A 16392-nucleotide genomic window follows, 5' to 3' on the forward strand; every position below is an offset into this window, starting at 1 on the left:
AACTGGGGAGCCATCGTCTGCTCCCCAGTTCTATCAAAATCGCGTCATGGCAACTCAAAGGGAGAATCATAGACCATGCCATCAATTAACCCGTTATCAAATGCACTGGGCAATTTATCACTCAACGCGAACCGTTCACTGCTTGATCCCAAACAGTATGAGGGATTTACCGTAAAAGTAGGGAAAGAAACCAGCCAAAACGGGGTATTGGGTGGCGTTCTAAGTCAGGATGATTATGATAAATTTAAAGAGATAGTAAAAGATATCAATGTTAAAGATGCCAGCCGCAATGATATGCTCACTCTTTACAGAGGGCTTATCGACGCAAAACTTCTGACTTACGAACAAGTCAATTTCGGATATATATCTGGCTCAGTAGAATTTGGCCCTGATGGCAAGGGGATAAATCAAGACGCAAAATACAATCAATGGGATTTTCAGCAAAAACAACTTCCCACATATGCCGGAAGTGAATTTAACGGGAGTCGTGGTGGCGCAATCAATTCCATGAAGCTCATCGCTGCTGTTGCAAATGCTTCACCAGTTACCGGGGCTACTGTAGCGAAAGAAACCTATTCTCCGCAAGATCGCAACTATTCAAGCGGTAATTCATCAAGCTACCAAGTCAATTTCTCTGAGCTGGCACAGCGCCTATCTCGTGGTGAAAGCATTGAAGAACTGAATGTTCCTAAAGATGTGGACATTGCTGAACTGATCAAGCAACTTGAACAAATGGCCCAAGCGCAACGTTCGGCAAAAGCCGTAGAGCCACAGGACTCAAGGGCAGTCTCACAAGGGTGACGGACGCATGAGCATCATCACATCGTCAACCGGCATCATGTCCGTACAGCCTGCGCAGACCATCACAACGGGCAGTGCGCAGTCTCCCCTTGGAAATACTCAGCCAGATGACGCAGGCTCTGTAAAAATTTCAATGGCTGGCCTTATGATGGCTGGGCAAGCCAACAAGAAAACATCAGGGAAATACGACGACATTGAAAATAGCGGCCTCCCCGATGAAGTGCAGCGCATTCTGAAAATGATCCGCGACCTTAAAGAAAAGCTCAAGGCTGAACAGGAAAAACTCCAACAGATCATGAACGATGCCAGCCTTAGCGACGAAACGCGACAGGTGAAAGTTGCGCAGAGCCAGGCAATGATCAATGCGCTATCTGGAGCGTTGGCAGATGCAAATCAAATGCTGGCAAAAGTTACCAAAGACCTTAACTTAAGCAAAGAAGATTTAGTGAAGGTGGCAGCGCTTGCAATGAAGTAATGATGCCCATTTCGATACGCCGAAGACCGAAGCCGCGCAGGTCAGGCTGGATATGAGCGTCCGGCTGGCGGTCATCCTCTACCGCAACGAGCAGGGCATCGTGGTTCCGCCCCAGGTTTTGGCGACGGACAATAACGGTTCAACTTATGTCATGTTCCGCGCCACAGCAGGCGCAACGCCAGCGAATGTTCCTGCCGTGCCTGGACAGGCGATCACCCAGGGCGTTGAGGTGCAAGGGTTGCAGGCAGGGTATGTTCTGGCGCCATGAGCACGACGAAAACTTACGCAAAAAAATGCAGAAAAAACAGCCAGGAAAGCTAAAGAATTCTCATTTACCGCCGTTAATTTAGATGTTCTTCCGCTGCCGGGGAGACCTGGCAGGTCAGGTACTTGCCTGAATGCTGAGGGACAAGCGCTGTAGAGATTATCAACCTTAAAAGGACATTTTATGAAACTCGCTAAACTGTTCGGAGCAGCCGCTCTCTTCGCGTCGATGGTCGCAACCGCCCACGCGGCCAATACTACTGTCACCGTTAAGGTGAAAAACTCCACCACCACCGAAGCAGCATACACTTACGAGTACTTCTCAGGTAGCGTCTCGCCGACGCCAGGCTCGATCCTGCCGTCCAATACAACAACTTTCTACCTGACCAGCGTTGCAGATACGGTTTCTGGCATGCGCTTCGTCTACGCTTCCGGCAACAAGAAATGCCGTTTTGCGGCATCGCACCAGGTCAACCCAAGCACCAAAGTACCGAGCTGGACCAAGACCGGCACCAGCATTGGCACCACTCGCGCCACCTGTAATGCCAACATCACTGCGGCCCAAGCTGGGCTTCCGTACAACTATACAGTCGAATTTGAAATCAAGTAATTCGGCATTTCTCTAGGCTCTCTGGCCGGGGATAGCTATGCTGTTATCTCCGGCTTTTGGAGTATTGCTATGAATATCACGATCAAATCCTATCAGGCGAGCATTCCCGCACAAGTGCCTGCCCAGGAAATACCGCGTTCGGACAACACTACAAAGTCCATCGCTGAAAACACCAACTCGAGCACTGCCGCAACCGTCTCAATATCCAGCTCCGCACAAGCCCGCTATATCCAGAGCAGCGCAACCGAGCGCCAAGCTGCCATGTCGCAAGGTGAATTAAAGCAGCTACACTCAAGTACATGGTCTGATATATACAATTTCAGCCAACTTCTCGGCAGCAAAAATTACAATAAAGATGATTTGCTACCACAAACAGATGATCCCGCACGATTGGAACTGGGAAAAAAATCTCTGGAATACGCCATTTCCCTTCATCAATCCCCCCCGGGGAATGCTTCTAACCCTTTTGCTGGAATGGCCCGAAATGATCTGAGTGCCGTGGTCTATGATGACTCCGGAACATACACCATGGCCGAGCGATATGCTGCCTCAGCAGAACTCCGCATGCAGGACGAGGCATATTTCTCCAGCCTGTCAGCCAAACTAACAAATGGTGGCGATAATCGTGATTTTTTCAAAAGCATTCTGGACTACTTCGATGATCTGCCTCCGGTAGAAAAGGCAGCCTACCCGGATGGTTACAGGGACAGCATCGACAGTCTGTATCAAGAACAGCTGGATCAATGGGGACCGCTCGCCCTAATCAAACAAGCAACCGAGGAAGACACCGAGAAACTCTCTGAAAGCATCTTCAAAGAAGGTCAGTCATCGCAGGAAATGCTGCAAGCCGTCCTGGAGAAAGCGATTGGGCTTTCTAAGGCACAATAAACCATGAACATCTCGATCAAATCTTATCAGACGAGCATTCCCGCAAAAGCGCCTGCTCAGGAAGGCTTGCGATCGGAGAACACTACAAAGTCCACTACTGAAAACACCAACTCAAGCACTGCCGCAACCGTTTCAATATCCAGTTCCGCTCAGGCACGCTATATTCAAAGCAGTGCTATCGAGCGACAGACATCCATGTCACAAAGCGAGTTGAAGAGCCTATATGCAAAAGGACAGAAGGATATTTATAATTTCGGACACCTTATTGCAGGCGGGAGCTATAACAAAGACGACTTACTTCCAAAAACAGACGATCCCGCTCGATTGACTTTAGGCCAGAAGTCTCTGGATTGGGCCATCGGGCTATCCCAATCCCCGCCCAAGCATCTTTCCAATCCGTTCGCAGGCATGGCTCGAAATGATTTGAGCGCCATTGTCTATGATGATTCGGGAACTTACACAGAAGCAGAACGATATGCCGCTTATGGGGAACTTAGCAAGCAGGATGAAGCATATTTCTCCAGCCTGTCAGCCAAACTAACAAATGGTGGCGATAACCGTGATTTTTTTCAAAAGCATTCTGGACTACTTCGATGATCTGCCTCCGGTAGAAAAGGCGGCCTACCCGGATGGTCACAGGGACAGCATCGATAGCCTGTACCAAGAACAACTAGACCAATGGGGACCGCTCGCCCTAATCAAACAAGCAACCGAGGAAGACACCGAGAAACTCTCTGAAAGCATCTTCAAAGAAGGTCAGTCATCGCAGGAAATGCTGCAAGCCGTCCTGGAGAAAGCGATTGGACTTTCTAAGGCACAATGATAACCGGATAAGCAAAACAGGCTTTTATCGTCCAACCGAGCAACGTGCGCATCCATAACGCTTGTCCCTCTGCTTGGAAGCCGGAGAACGTTATCCCCATGCACAATCCACCTCACCCAGGCGAAGCACTACGCCTTGACGTACTTCCAGCGCTGGGCATCAACGCCGATGCCCTGGCTACCCACCTGGGATTCAGCCCCCGCCATCTGCGTGCCGTACTGAATGGCCGCTTGCCTGTCCGTGCCGAACTCGCGCACCGACTGGAACTGGCTGGACTGGGCAGCGCTCGCCAGTATCTTGCCGAGCAACAAGCCTGGTCGTTGTGGCAAGCCAGGCAACGGCCTCACCCTCCCATTATCCGACTGTACCCCTGACTTTTGTTATTGGCCTGAATGTGTGAGTCAAGCGGTTGTAACCGCGTGAATGCTGCTTTGCCTGTTCATGCCCGAGTGCATCGGAAAGGCCCCGCCGTCGCGCACCGAACGTCAGCGGCCACAGTCTGACGGCGGTATGAAATAGGGTTGTGCCGCAGAACCTATTGTTGCCTGACATGAAAACAGAACTCCAGTGAGATGCAGGGCATCGGGCGAACCCGCCTGCCATTCTGGAGAACTGACATGACGCACCCTCACAGCAACGCCTCTGCAGGCGAGACCTTACTTGGCACTCCTACCGCCCTGATGCTCGACACCCGCCTGACGCCCCTTGAACGCAATGGCTGGCAGGTGCTTCGGATGCTGCGTGCCGCTGACGGCCTCAGTCCGCTGGCGAATCTTGGACAACTGCGCCGCTACCTCACCTCGATCCCGCTGGGCCAGCGTGCTGGCTACGAGACCGCCTGGCGCGTACTGGTGGTGCTGCGCTTGACCGGCTGGATCAGCCTGATCGGCCAACACCGCGACCCACTGACCGGCCATGTATTGAGTGAGCTGTACCAGGTACACGACCACCCTCTCAGGTTTGCCCAGGCCTGCGAACTTGATGCCAGCCTGCCGGATTTGCTACACGAATCAGAACGCCACGAAAACAATCAGGTATCACGGGTAGCCAGCCACATCCAGGCCACGATGACGGATGAAAAGCCCGGCCCTGTCGCTGACGACGATCATAACGATCCGCCGCCACCGGCATCGACGGCGACCGGGCAGCCTCAACCTGCGGATACCGACGCCCCGGAAGAACCAGCCAACGCATCCGCCAATCCAATGGCCGTTCTGCCACAGAACCATCGCGCCCGGCAGACCATTCAGGATTCTGCGCCTACGTATAGTTTGTATAAGTATAAAAAAATTCGACATGGTTTGAGCAAGTATCAGATGAACCCGAATTTCCCGGTCAACACGCTGCTTCTAATGCGTGCCTCTATCGCTGCCAAAAAACGGGGTGAACTCGAGCAGTTCATTGAGATCGCGTTCAAGGCGATGTGGGAAGATGGCAAGAAGATGGACGATCCTGAGACATTCGTTGAAGTGTTTACTGACGGCGGTCTGGACGGCCAGGCGCTTTTAGAAGCTACACAAGATTCGGAAGTCAAGCGGGAATTGATCGACAACACGCAACGTGCTGCTGATCACGGTGCCTTCGGTATTCCAACGTTCTTCTTTGGTGAGGAAATGTTCTTTGGAAAAGAGCGTCTCGGGCAATTGGAAGAGCTGATTGCGAAATCGATAACCACATAGTGTTCATCAGTAGTGCGAAGGCGCATTTGCAAGGATCTTGCGGATGTTAGCAGTCACTGTCATAAGTCCTGACTCGTTAAAGCAGCGTATGAGTCGAGAATCTACGTTGGCCCTGGAATGTCCGCCTGTGAATGGCGCTTGACCCGCGGCAATCTTTAGCGGTCAATAAAATTTTGGGGCCACTTATAGGCTGTAAATTCAATCGATCACCGCGCCACACTACAATGTCATTCTAGATTTTGTGCGCTGCGATGATCGATTGACTTCAAAAGACTCACCAATTCTTGCGGAGAGTGATACCCCAGGTACGTGGAGCACCATAGTAGCCAATCAGCTTGCCTTCTTGGGCTACGGCGTCAGCGATCGTGGCTACGATGTCTTCGTCGGTGAGATTTCTTGCCCAGACTGTAAGGGATGTGTCCAAGCTGATCCAATCGAGACCTGCCCGTAGATTGACGTAAAAGTAGTCGTCGTCCAACTTCAGCGGATCGTTGTTGACGTCTGTCATCCTCTCGTCGGTATAAATGTATTCCCCATAGATGAATCCTTCCATGACGCTGGAAAAGCTGAAGCGATAGTCAGCGCTCAAGGTCGCCCGGTTCTCAGCGTTACCGCGGAGCATTCCGCCTGAGCGGTCGCAAGTGCCGTCCCCATTGTCGCCGGGATCAGGAAGTCCGGTATGCCAGGGTGTGGCTACCTGGCAGGGTCCCAATTCAAAGTCGGAATACTCGCCGTCGTTATAGGCGTAGCCAAGGTTCATGGTCAGTCGTTCGGTAGGCAACCAGGAGACTTCGACCTCGGCCCCCTGGGCCTCGGCAACTCCTGCATTCAGCAAAGTGACCAATCGGTAATCCCCCCATTTTTAAGGTTCTTCGCGGAGTCTGGGGGAAGAGCGAGTTGACAGTCAGGAAAGCAGGTAAATTGGCAGTCGCCAAACACACCCTTCACCTGTCCCTGCTGTCGCCGTGCATCCTATTGATCTTGCCGCTTTCTGGCCAGGCTACGACGCCGTTACCTGTCGCCCATCTACCGATAACACCCTCCTCATTGAGCTTGAACCTCAAGCCGGCTCTCTTCCTAAGTGCGGGCGTTGTGGCCAGTTCAGCCCGTTGATTCACGATCGCCGGATTCGTCTGGTGCGTGATCGTGATCTGTTCGATCAGCGCGTCCTGCTTCAACTACCAGTGCGCCGAGTCGATTGCCTGAGTTGTGGGCGGGTGACCGAGCGGATCGACTGGTTGGAGCCAGCATCTCGGCTGACCCAGCGGTTACGGATATGGCTCGAAAGCTTGCTGCGGCTGCTGCCGATCAGCCACGTCAGCCAGCTCACCGGCCTGCATTGGCACACCCTCAAAACGCTCGATAAACGACGCCTTCAAGCCGAGGTAGGCAACTTCGATTCAACCGGTGTCCGCCGCCTGGTGATGGACGAGTTCGCCCTGCACAAAGGGCATCGCTATGCCACGGTCATCATGGATGCCGAGCGAACGCGGGTATTGTGGGTCGGCCACGGCAACAGCCGCGAGGCGGTCCGCCCGTTCTTTGAATTGCTCGGCAAGCACTGCCAGCAGATAGAGGCGGTGGCCATGGACATGAACACGGCTTTTGATTTGGAGGTGAAGAAGCATTGCCCGCAAGCCGAAGTGGTGTACGACCTGTTTCACGTCGTCGCGCGCTACGGTCGGGATGTGATCGACCGTATCCGGGTTGACCAGGCCAACCTCCTGCGCGAAGACAAGCCGGCACGAAAGGCGGTCAAGCAAAGCCGCTGGCTGCTGCTGCGCAATCGCAACAACCTGAAGGACGGACAAGCCGTGCAGCTTCAAGAACTACTCGCGGCCAACCAGCCGCTGGCTACGGTCTATGTCCTCAAGGATGCGCTGAAGGATGTCTGGTTCGCCCCCAGCGTACGAGAGGGCTGGCGCCGCTGGCGAACCTGGTTGCGGCACGCCCGGGACAGCGGCCTCGCGCCGCTACAGCGCTTCGCTCGCAACCTGCGCAAATACGCCCGAGGCATCCTCGCCAGTGCCAACTTCCATATGCATACCAGCGTCCTTGAGGGCGTCAACAACCGCATCAAGGTGATCAAGCGTATGGCCTATGGTTTTCGGGACTCGGAATACTTTTTCCTGAAAATCAAGGCTGCCTTCCCCGGGAAAGCGCGATGAACCAAAAAAAACGCGGCCGGAGCCGCGTTGCGATAGGAACCTTGCGCTCGGTTCGAGGGGGGTTACAGCAGAAGCGGCGCAGGTCCCTGCACATGACGTGCGTAGCAAAATAAACCGGCGCGCTGGAGCTCACACGCCGGGGCCCTCATCAGAAGAATCCGAGTGGATTGATGTCGTAGCTGATCAGCAGGTTCTTGGTCTGCTGATAGTGGTCGAGCATCATCTTGTGGGTTTCACGGCCGACGCCGGACTTCTTGTAGCCACCGAACGCCGCGTGCGCCGGGTACAGGTGGTAGCAGTTGGTCCACACGCGACCGGCCTTGATGCCACGACCCATGCGGTAGGCACGGTTGATGTCGCGGGTCCAGACGCCGGCACCCAGGCCGAACTCGGTGTCGTTGGCAATCGCCAGGGCTTCGGCTTCGTCCTTGAAGGTCGCCACACCGACCACGGGTCCGAAGATTTCTTCCTGGAACACACGCATCTTGTTGTGACCCTTGATCAGGGTCGGCTGCACGTAGTAACCGGAGGCCAGGCCGCCTTCGAGCTTCTCGGCGGCACCGCCGGTGAGGATCTGTGCGCCTTCCTGCTGAGCGATCTCCATGTAGGAAAGGATCTTGTCGAACTGCTGCTCGGACGCCTGGGCGCCAACCATGGTGTCGGTATCCAGCGGGTTGCCACGCTTGATCGCCTTGATCTTCTTCATCACCACTTCCATGAAGGGCTCGAAGATCGATTCCTGAATGAGCGCACGCGACGGGCAGGTGCAGACTTCGCCCTGGTTGAAGAACGCCAGTACCAGACCTTCAGCGGCTTTCTCGATGAACGCAGGCTCTGCATTCATGATGTCTTCGAAGAAGATGTTCGGGCTCTTGCCACCCAGCTCCACGGTGCTCGGAATGATGTTCTCGGCGGCGCAGCGCATGATGTGCGAGCCGACCGGGGTCGAGCCGGTGAAGGCGATCTTGGCGATGCGGGTGCTGGTGGCCAGCGCCTGACCAGCTTCGCGACCGAAGCCCTGGACGATGTTCAGTACGCCCGGCGGCAGGAGGTCACCGACGACTTCGATGAATACCATGATCGACAGCGGGGTCTGCTCGGCCGGCTTGAGCACGATGCAGTTACCGGCAGCCAGGGCCGGAGCCAGTTTCCAGGCGGCCATCAGCAGCGGGAAGTTCCACGGGATGATCTGGCCGACAACACCCAGCGGCTCATGGAAGTGATAGGCCGCGGTGTGCTCGTTGATCTCGGCGGCGCTGCCTTCCTGGGCGCGGATGCAGCCAGCGAAGTAGCGGAAGTGGTCGGCAGCCAGCGGCACGTCGGCGTTCAGGGTTTCACGGACGGCCTTGCCGTTGTCCCAGGTTTCAGCGACAGCGAGCTTTTCCAGGTTGGCTTCGATGCGATCGGCGATCTTCAGCAGAATCAGCGCGCGGTCCTGCACTGAGGTCTTGCCCCAGGCATCGGCAGCAGCGTGGGCGGCGTCCAGCGCTTTCTCAACGTCTTCGGCGCCCGAACGCGGGAATTCGGCAATGACTTCACCATTTACCGGCGAGGTGTTGACGAAGTACTCGCCTTTGACCGGCGGGACGAATTCACCACCGATGTAATTGCCGTAGCGCGGCTTGAAGGATACTACAGATCCTTCCTGGCCGGGTTGTGCATACGTCATTTTATTTTCCTCATGTGATGGACAGATTGATTATGGGTTATAGGTAAAACGAAATCAGGAAGACGCCGGCTGTCTGAGCTGATACATCACCTGTGACAATGGACGTGAATACCTCTGGACTCAAAAATCTCCGTACAGCGGTCAAGCTCCGCGTCCGGCATGAACTTGCCTGTCCCTTCACCGAAGTCCAGACGCTGGACACTGCCGAAGCGTGGCAGCTTGTCGAGCCAAATCGGGTTGTACGGCAAGATCTGCATGTTCTTTACGCCGTTCTCGAGCATAAAGTCAGCAATGGCACTGAGGTTTTCATCTGTGTCGGTGATAAAGGGCACCAACGGGACCCGCGGCAGAACCTCGATCACCGAATCCCGTGCCAGGGCCTGGACCTTCCTGAAGTTCTCATGAATAGAATGGTTGGGAACGCCGCAGTACTGCTTGTGCGCATCGCTGTCCATCAACTTGAGATCAAAGTAGATGGTGTCGGTGTAGGGCAATACCAGATTTTCAAATACCTTGTAATTGAATAGGCCCGCTGTCTGGATCAGCGTGTGGACATTCCGCTGCTTCAGCCGCGAAAACAGTTCGCCGACCGAATCCATCTGCATCAGTGCCTCGCCGCCGGAGACAGTGACACCGCCGCCGGAGGCCTCGAAGAAGGCCTCGTCCTCAAGCACCTTCTCCACCAGCTGATCCATGTCGATGTCATTGCCACAGCGCTCCAGTGCACCTGACGGGCAGACATCAACGCACTTGAAGCACTGGGTGCATTTGTCGCGGATGATCTTGTCGGGCGAACTCAGGTCGATCGCCTGCTCGGGGCAGGCGTCAGCACAGTCGTGACAGCTGATGCACTTCTCTGCATCATAGGAGAGTTCGTAACCGGTGTTGATGCTTTCCGGATTCTGGCACCAGGTACAAGACAGCGGGCAGCCCTTGAAGAACACCACACTGCGAATGCCCGGCCCGTCGTCCAGGGTGTTTCTCTTGATGTCGAAGTACAGCGATGCCTTCCTTGGCTCGGTAACTGCTATCGCATCAATCAGGCTTGCATCAGGTCTCATACACTGCTCCGGGATATCACCTCATCCTGCATTTCAGGTGATAGATCGTTATTGAGGTAGGCCTGCGAACTGCCCAAGGTTCAGCTCGCAGGCACACTTTGGTAAAACTCTACGAACAGAGTTAAGGTAGGACAAAAGTAGTCTCAGCTCAGCCCCTGTTACTACTACGCGATATCACCTCATCCTGCATTTCAGGTGATAGATCGTTGAAGTATGCCGAGTAGCCCGATACCCGAATCAGCAGGTTGGGGTGCAACTCCGGGTTGTCCCGTGCTTCAATCAGGATTTTCGGATCCAACATATTGGCCTGCACCTGCATGCCGTGGCGCTTGAAGTACACTTTGTACATGCTACCCAGTGCACTCTTACCATCGTCACAGTCGTAACTGGAGGCATCCAGCTTGATATTGAAGTTGATGCCATTGGCAAACTTCTTGAAATCGATCCGGTTCATCGAATTGATCAAGGCGGTGGAGCCACGCTTGTCTGCACCGTTTTCCGGCGCAAAACCCGAGGCGAAGGTCTCGCCGGCACGACGGCCATTTGGTGTGGCATTGATCAGCCCGCCGAAGTGGGTGTGGGAAGTGTTGGAGTACACGCCCGCCAGGTACTGGCCACCGCGGGTATTCTTGCCCAGGGCGTGAATGGAATCGGAGTAGTGATCCCCGACCCACTTCATCCAGGCATCCGCCTTGGGAATATCGTTGCCAAATTTATCGATGCCTTTCAGCCTGGTCCGCACAACCTCATCCGAGAGATTGTCTTTCAGGTGAGCGACCAGCTCCTCAAGGGTGAGCCACTTGTCCTCGAACACAGCACTCTCAATGGCCCCCAGGGAATCGGCCACGACCGCCATGCCGGTGCCCTGGATACCGGAGAAATTGTACTTCGCGCCACCCTGTGTAGAGCAAACGCCCTGCTCCAGGCAGCCTTCGAGTGTAGCGCTGGTAAGAGGGGTGGGGTGGTGCTTGGCGTGGAACTGTTCACACTTCTGCAAATCCGCGTGCAGCTTGCCCAGCTGATGCTTCACCTGCACCTTGTAGGCGTCCAATACGTCATCCATGCTCTTCATGCTGGAGACCGGGGGTGTCTTGACACCGATCTGTCGGTCAGAACCAAACTGGCACCCCTCGTTGAGCGCCATTTCCAGGGCCAGGGCCATGTTGTACATCCCGGCGTCGGTGGAACCCAGGGTCTTGCCCGGCGCCGTGGGCTCAACACAGCCGATGGCGACATAGTCTCTGGCATCCTCCAGGGAGTAACCGACATTCACCATGGACTCGATGATGGTTTCGTCGTTATACATGGCGGGCGCCGAACCCGGGCCGAAGTTCACCCGGATGACCTCATCGTAGAATGCCTTGGGTGTGTTCTCGTGGAGACGGACGTGGAAGTTGGGCTGGCGCATGCGCAACTCATCGGCGAGCTCCAACAAAATGAAACTCAGTTCATTGGTCGCATCGTTGCCCTCGGAGTCCTGACCACCGATGGTCACTACCTCCCAGCTAGTCAGCCCACCGAGCATGCTGGTCACCTCGTCGGTGTACATGGGGATGTGTTCGCATACCTTTACGCAGAAAGCGCCCAGAATATCTTTCGCCTCTTGTCTTGAAATACGTCCAGCCGCCAAATCCTCTTCATAGTAGGAATTCAGGAATTGGTCCACGCGGCCCGGACAGGTGGTTTCACCCATTGTCTCCTGGAAAATGGCGATGTGGGTGAGGGTCATTGATTGGACCGCTTCATAGAAACTGGTTGCGCCATAACGTGGTACGCGAGCGCAGACCTCCGCAATCCGCTCTAGATCAAGTTTCCGCTGAGGGTCCGCTTCAGCCTCTGCCAGCCTACGCGCCTCGGTCGCATAGCGGTCACCAAACTCTGCCAGCGCATTCATTGAGATTTTCACAGACTGGTAGAAGTCCAGCTTGGAGGGATCGTTGGTTTGTGCCTCGAAGGCCTCCACCTCGGCGATGATGCCCTCGGCACCCAGTTTGATCACTTTCTCGTAGCCGGGTGCCAGGTGAGCAATACCACCAGCCTCATACAATTGGTACTGCAGTGCTTCAGTCTGCTCCTTAATAAAGCGCATCTGCTCTTCCTGCCCGTCAAAGGCAAGATAAACCATATACTTGTCCATCCAGAACGGAATATATGACTGGAGTTTTGCCTGCTCGTCTTCGCTGATCTCGAGAGGATTGACCTTGCGGGTGGGTAGTTTGTCGACACCAATCATTATGCCCAGACCGCCAAACTCCGGATAACAGATGCCGGCGACCCGTTTGGAGGTGAAGTTGCCAACAATCAGCTCGTCAGGATAGATTTTCACCGTTTTGTTGGCCAGGACGTGGCGTGTCGCTTCAGCTATCTGAACGGCCGTAGATTTCCCATCGTTGGCCTCATCCATGTAATACTCTGACCAAAGCACTGCGCGCTCGATGCAGCCACCGTAGGTAGCCTCGTTGACAGCTTTCTTCAGGCGAGCGACTCGAGAACCATCTTCCAGTGACTGACCAACGACATTAGTAATTGCATTCATATTTCACCTCGCGTCTTTTAATATTGTTTTTGAAGCTACGGTTGCTTTACATGTCGCCCCGTCTTAAACGAAGCACATACTGAGAGTACAAGGAGTGGTAGTGTCCCGTCAAGTGGTGTAATTCCGGTCTCCAGTTTCATTGCTTCAGGCGGCCTCAGACTGTGGCAGTAGGTTGGCCTGGTCTTCCTTGCTCAGCACGCGCGCCAACGTCTCTTGGCTCATGTAGCGGCGTGTCACCTGCCATTCATCTGTTTGCTCAGCGAGTAGCGTTCCCACGAGCCGCATGATGGCAGCGTTGTTCGGGAAGATACCCACCACCCGCGAGCGGCGTTTGATTTCCTTGTTCAATCGCTCCAGGGAATTCGTCGATGCCAGCTGAGGCCAGTGCTCTTTCGGGAAGCTCATGAAGGCAAGCACGTCGTCCTCGGCGCTGTCCATGAGCTCCGCTACCTTGGCGAAGCGCTCTCGCAGCTTGTCAGCGGTTTCTCGCCACTGCTGGCGTGCCTCCTGCTGGTTCTCCTGCACGAAGGCCGTGCGGATCACGGCGGCCACCATGGAGTGCTGCTTGCGCGGGACATGGGCCAGCGCATTGCGCATGAAGTGCACCCGGCAGCGTTGCCAGGTAGCTCCTATGACCTTGGCAATCGCCTGCTTCAGGCCCTCGTGGGCATCCGAGACCACCAGTCGCACGCCTGACAGGCCACGGCGCACCAGGCTGCGTAGGAACTCGGTCCAGAAGGCTTCAGTCTCGGCCGGACCCACAGCCATGCCCAAGGTTTCCCGGCGACCTTCGCTGCTGACGCCAACGGCAACAACCACCGCTTGGCTGCTGACAGCGCCACGCTCGCGCGATTTTAGATAGGTCGCATCCAGCCAGACGTAGGCCCATGGGCCCTCCAGCGGGCGATTCAGGAAAGCCTCGACGCGCTCGTCCAGTTCCTCGCACAGTCGCGATACCTGGCTCTTGGAGATGCCGCTCATACCCATCGCCTGCACCAGATCATCGACCTTGCGGGTCGATATCCCCTTCACATACGCCTCCTGCACAACAGCCACCAACGCCTGCTCCGAGGCCTTCCGGGGCTCCAGGAAGCTCGGCAGGTAACTGCCCGTGCGCAGCTTCGGAATTCGCAGGTCCATCGTTCCCAATCGTGTCTCCAGTGTGCGCTCGCGATAGCCGTTGCGCTGGTTGACCCGGCCCTCACTGCGTTCATGTCGGCCGGCGCCGCAACGCTGCTCCGCCTCTGCATCCATCAGTCGCTGCAGGACCAGTTCGCCCAGCTCCCTCAGTAAATCACCGTCCGCATGCTTTTCAGCCAGCTCAATCAATGCCATCCTGTCCTCGGTCATCGTGGTGTCTCTCCGTGATTGGTGAAGGTGTCGTAACCTCCAGTTTACGGAGACCCACGGTGGCCGCCACCCCACCGTGAAGATTTACACCAGGCGGCCGCGAAAACTGAGTGCAACACCTGACCTTTCCGGTACGGTGCTGCCCCTATGTCTTATTCCGAACTCAGCGTTGAAGAGCGCGCCACCATCCAAATCGGCCACGCCCAAGGCTTCAGCTTGCGCAGGATTGCTCGTCTGATCCATAGATCGCCTTCGACCATTAGTCGAGAGGTGCGTCGCAACCGAGATGTCCGCGGCGGCTACTCGGCCCATGTGGCTCAACAACAGATGAAGGCCCGCCGCCGAGTCTGTCGGCCAATGCGTAAGCTGCTGCCGGGGAGTGAGCGTTTCGAGTTGGTGGCTCATATGCTCCGCGAGCGTTTGTCTCCCGAGCAGATTGCCGGCAAGCTGCGCAGCATGAACATACCCAGCCTCAGAGAGGCCTACGTCAGTCGCGAGACGATCTACAACGCGATCTATGCCCTGCCGGTCGGCGAACTGCGCAAGGAGCTGATCATCTGCCTCCGCCAAAGTAAGACAACGCGCAGACCACGCTCGGGCGGCGTGGATCGACGCGGACAGATCCCGGAGATGGTCAGCATTCACGTGCGCCCGCCAGAGATCGAAGACCGGCTGATGCCAGGGCATTGGGAAGGCGACCTGATCAAGGGTAAGGCTAACGCCTCGTCTGTAGGCACGCTGGTGGAGCGCACCAGTGGCTACCTGATGCTGGTGAAGATGAACGATGCGACGGCGACCTCGGCGATGGAGGGCTTCAGTGCCGCACTCAATGGCATGCCGCTGGCGATGCGCAAGAGCATGACCTACGACCAAGGCCGGGAAATGGCGCGGCACGCCGAGATCACCCAGAGAACCGGTGTGGCGATCTACTTCTGCGATCCACACAGCCCCTGGCAGCGCGGTAGCAACGAAAACATCAACGGTCTGATTCGCCAGTATCTGCCCAAGGGCACAGACCTGTCGGTGCATAGCCAGGAAGAGCTCAATGCCATCGCCCTGCAACTGAACATGCGACCGCGTAAGCGCTTCGACTTCAAGTGCCCCATCGAAGTTATGGGTGAGGTGATGCAGAAGGCCATCGCTATGCGGCATGATGCCCCAGCTTCAATTCAATGACCGTGTTGCACTCAGCTCCTGCAACCGCCGCTCCTAAACCAGCAGCAAGAAAATAGCCTCGCTTCCCACTGGAAGTCAGTAACGCTTCCACCTTGGATGGTGGGATGTGACGTTGAAGAACTCCGACCAGCAAGCTAATGCCAATGAATAAAACCGATAGCTCGATAGCGAGAAAGGCGAACATGCCTAGAGCGTCTTGGAGTTGAGATGACATTCAATATTACTCCTATATTTCTAGTATTGTCGAAATGATGTACGCAGCCTACTTGCGTTTATCCGACCTGTCAACTATAATTCTAGAAACATCGAATTATTGGGGCGTGCTATGGATCACGAAAAGGTTGCAGCCAGCTTAGCTGAGCTAGGGAATAGTCACCGACTGTCCGTGTTCCGCTTTCTGGTCAAAGCTGGCCATGATGGGGCTTCGGTCGGAGATATCCAGAAGGGGCTGGGTATTCCTGCTTCGACGCTATCACATCACCTTGCGCGCATGGCCAAGGTAGGGCTGATCCGGCAGGAGAAACATAGCCGCACGATTGTCTGTATACTCGAGTATGGGCACCTAGAGAATTTGATCGGTTTCTTACAAGAGGAATGTTGTGCAGGTGTTCGGATTGCGCATGAACCAGAACCGCTTTGACGCTTGCCCAGCTCTCGCTGTCCTCCCTAGTCAGCATCGCTATGAAGACTCAGGCGAAGGTGGAAACAGAAAATTGGCAGTAGAGTAGGCTGAAGAGGATCAATCAGATAATCCGCTGAGAAAGATTTTCTTCTTTACATCTTTGGCATTTTATCAACCAGAAATTCCGGATACCCAGAAAAATCGAGACCACTACCGCGATTCCGATAAAAAAGTAGCGCTGCCAGCCTCCACCATTCGCAAAAAGACTGA

17 protein-coding genes and 1 pseudogene are annotated in these 16392 nt (G+C 55.2%); 12 read left to right on the forward strand and 6 right to left on the reverse strand.

Annotated features, from left to right (window positions below; translation table 11 throughout):
* The first annotated feature begins 75 nt into the window (after positions 1 to 75).
* The 9 genes from H6X51_RS18410 (at position 76) to H6X51_RS19965 (ending at position 5540) form a co-directional block, all read left to right on the forward strand.
* Positions 76 to 801 carry a hypothetical protein gene (locus H6X51_RS18410; protein ID WP_102053792.1) on the forward strand — a complete coding sequence of 242 codons (726 nt, stop codon included), beginning with the start codon at positions 76 to 78 and terminating at the stop codon, positions 799 to 801.
* A 7-nt stretch (positions 802 to 808) separates the two neighbouring features.
* Positions 809 to 1276, forward strand: a complete 468-nt coding sequence (locus H6X51_RS18415; RefSeq protein ID WP_079890275.1) for a hypothetical protein — start codon at positions 809 to 811, stop codon at positions 1274 to 1276.
* A 52-nt stretch (positions 1277 to 1328) separates the two neighbouring features.
* Positions 1329 to 1544 (forward strand): hypothetical protein, encoded by a 216-nt coding sequence (locus tag H6X51_RS18420; RefSeq protein ID WP_075123232.1) that lies wholly within the window; start codon positions 1329 to 1331, stop codon positions 1542 to 1544.
* 180 nt (positions 1545 to 1724) lie between these two features.
* Positions 1725 to 2150, forward strand: a complete 426-nt coding sequence (locus H6X51_RS18425) for a hypothetical protein (RefSeq protein WP_075123233.1) — start codon at positions 1725 to 1727, stop codon at positions 2148 to 2150.
* 69 nt (positions 2151 to 2219) lie between these two features.
* The gene (locus tag H6X51_RS18430; RefSeq protein WP_197731400.1) at positions 2220 to 3038 is read left to right on the forward strand and encodes a hypothetical protein; all 819 of its coding nucleotides are present in this window, start codon (positions 2220 to 2222) and stop codon (positions 3036 to 3038) included.
* 3 nt (positions 3039 to 3041) lie between these two features.
* On the forward strand, positions 3042 to 3635 hold the full coding sequence (locus tag H6X51_RS20145) for a hypothetical protein (protein ID WP_176978485.1): 594 nt from the start codon (positions 3042 to 3044) through the stop codon (positions 3633 to 3635).
* Entirely contained in the window at positions 3598 to 3861 is a 264-nt protein-coding gene (locus tag H6X51_RS20150; protein ID WP_197731401.1) for a hypothetical protein, read from the forward strand. The genes H6X51_RS20145 and H6X51_RS20150 overlap by 38 nt, the downstream gene beginning before the upstream one ends.
* Positions 3862 to 3953: 92 nt before the next feature.
* Positions 3954 to 4235: a HigA family addiction module antitoxin gene (locus H6X51_RS18440; RefSeq protein WP_094267963.1), complete on the forward strand. Its 282-nt coding sequence runs from the start codon at positions 3954 to 3956 to the stop codon at positions 4233 to 4235.
* 243 nt (positions 4236 to 4478) lie between these two features.
* The gene (locus tag H6X51_RS19965) at positions 4479 to 5540 is read left to right on the forward strand and encodes an STY4528 family pathogenicity island replication protein (protein ID WP_221627419.1); all 1062 of its coding nucleotides are present in this window, start codon (positions 4479 to 4481) and stop codon (positions 5538 to 5540) included.
* Positions 5541 to 5814: 274 nt separating this feature from the next.
* Here H6X51_RS19965 and H6X51_RS18455 read toward each other — a convergent pair whose 3' ends face one another.
* Positions 5815 to 6384: a TonB-dependent receptor gene (locus H6X51_RS18455; protein WP_185268927.1), complete on the reverse strand. Its 570-nt coding sequence runs from the start codon at positions 6382 to 6384 to the stop codon at positions 5815 to 5817.
* Between the two features lie 121 nt (positions 6385 to 6505).
* On the opposite strand from H6X51_RS18455, the gene H6X51_RS18460 reads away from it, so the two are divergent.
* The gene (locus H6X51_RS18460) at positions 6506 to 7708 is read left to right on the forward strand and encodes an ISL3 family transposase (RefSeq protein ID WP_003464938.1); all 1203 of its coding nucleotides are present in this window, start codon (positions 6506 to 6508) and stop codon (positions 7706 to 7708) included.
* A gap of 148 nt (positions 7709 to 7856) precedes the next feature.
* On the opposite strand, the gene exaC is transcribed toward H6X51_RS18460, so the two are convergent.
* The 4 genes from exaC to H6X51_RS18480 form a co-directional block, all read right to left on the reverse strand.
* Positions 7857 to 9377: an acetaldehyde dehydrogenase ExaC gene (exaC, locus tag H6X51_RS18465; RefSeq protein WP_185268928.1), complete on the reverse strand. Its 1521-nt coding sequence runs from the start codon at positions 9375 to 9377 to the stop codon at positions 7857 to 7859.
* 86 nt (positions 9378 to 9463) lie between these two features.
* Positions 9464 to 10438 carry a glycyl-radical enzyme activating protein gene (locus tag H6X51_RS18470; protein ID WP_156859321.1) on the reverse strand — a complete coding sequence of 325 codons (975 nt, stop codon included), beginning with the start codon at positions 10436 to 10438 and terminating at the stop codon, positions 9464 to 9466.
* Positions 10439 to 10586: 148 nt separating this feature from the next.
* Complete coding sequence (locus H6X51_RS18475) at positions 10587 to 12974, reverse strand: pyruvate formate lyase family protein (protein ID WP_185268929.1); 2388 nt, start codon at positions 12972 to 12974, stop codon at positions 10587 to 10589.
* A 144-nt stretch (positions 12975 to 13118) separates the two neighbouring features.
* The gene (locus H6X51_RS18480) at positions 13119 to 14324 is read right to left on the reverse strand and encodes an IS256 family transposase (protein ID WP_027951106.1); all 1206 of its coding nucleotides are present in this window, start codon (positions 14322 to 14324) and stop codon (positions 13119 to 13121) included.
* A 147-nt stretch (positions 14325 to 14471) separates the two neighbouring features.
* Here H6X51_RS18480 and H6X51_RS18485 point away from each other — a divergent pair, with 147 nt between their 5' ends.
* Positions 14472 to 15500, forward strand: coding sequence for an IS30 family transposase (locus H6X51_RS18485; RefSeq protein ID WP_185268930.1), 1029 nt, complete (start codon positions 14472 to 14474; stop codon positions 15498 to 15500).
* Positions 15501 to 15825: 325 nt separating this feature from the next.
* Positions 15826 to 16140 (forward strand): ArsR/SmtB family transcription factor, encoded by a 315-nt coding sequence (locus H6X51_RS18490; RefSeq protein WP_019383639.1) that lies wholly within the window; start codon positions 15826 to 15828, stop codon positions 16138 to 16140.
* 106 nt (positions 16141 to 16246) lie between these two features.
* Here H6X51_RS18490 and H6X51_RS20500 read toward each other — a convergent pair.
* Positions 16247 to 16392: pseudogene (locus tag H6X51_RS20500) on the reverse strand (signal peptidase II); the annotation flags it as partial.

Origin of the sequence: Halopseudomonas xiamenensis (assembly GCF_014219065.1) — a bacterium.
GTDB classification, from domain to species: domain Bacteria; phylum Pseudomonadota; class Gammaproteobacteria; order Pseudomonadales; family Pseudomonadaceae; genus Halopseudomonas; species Halopseudomonas xiamenensis.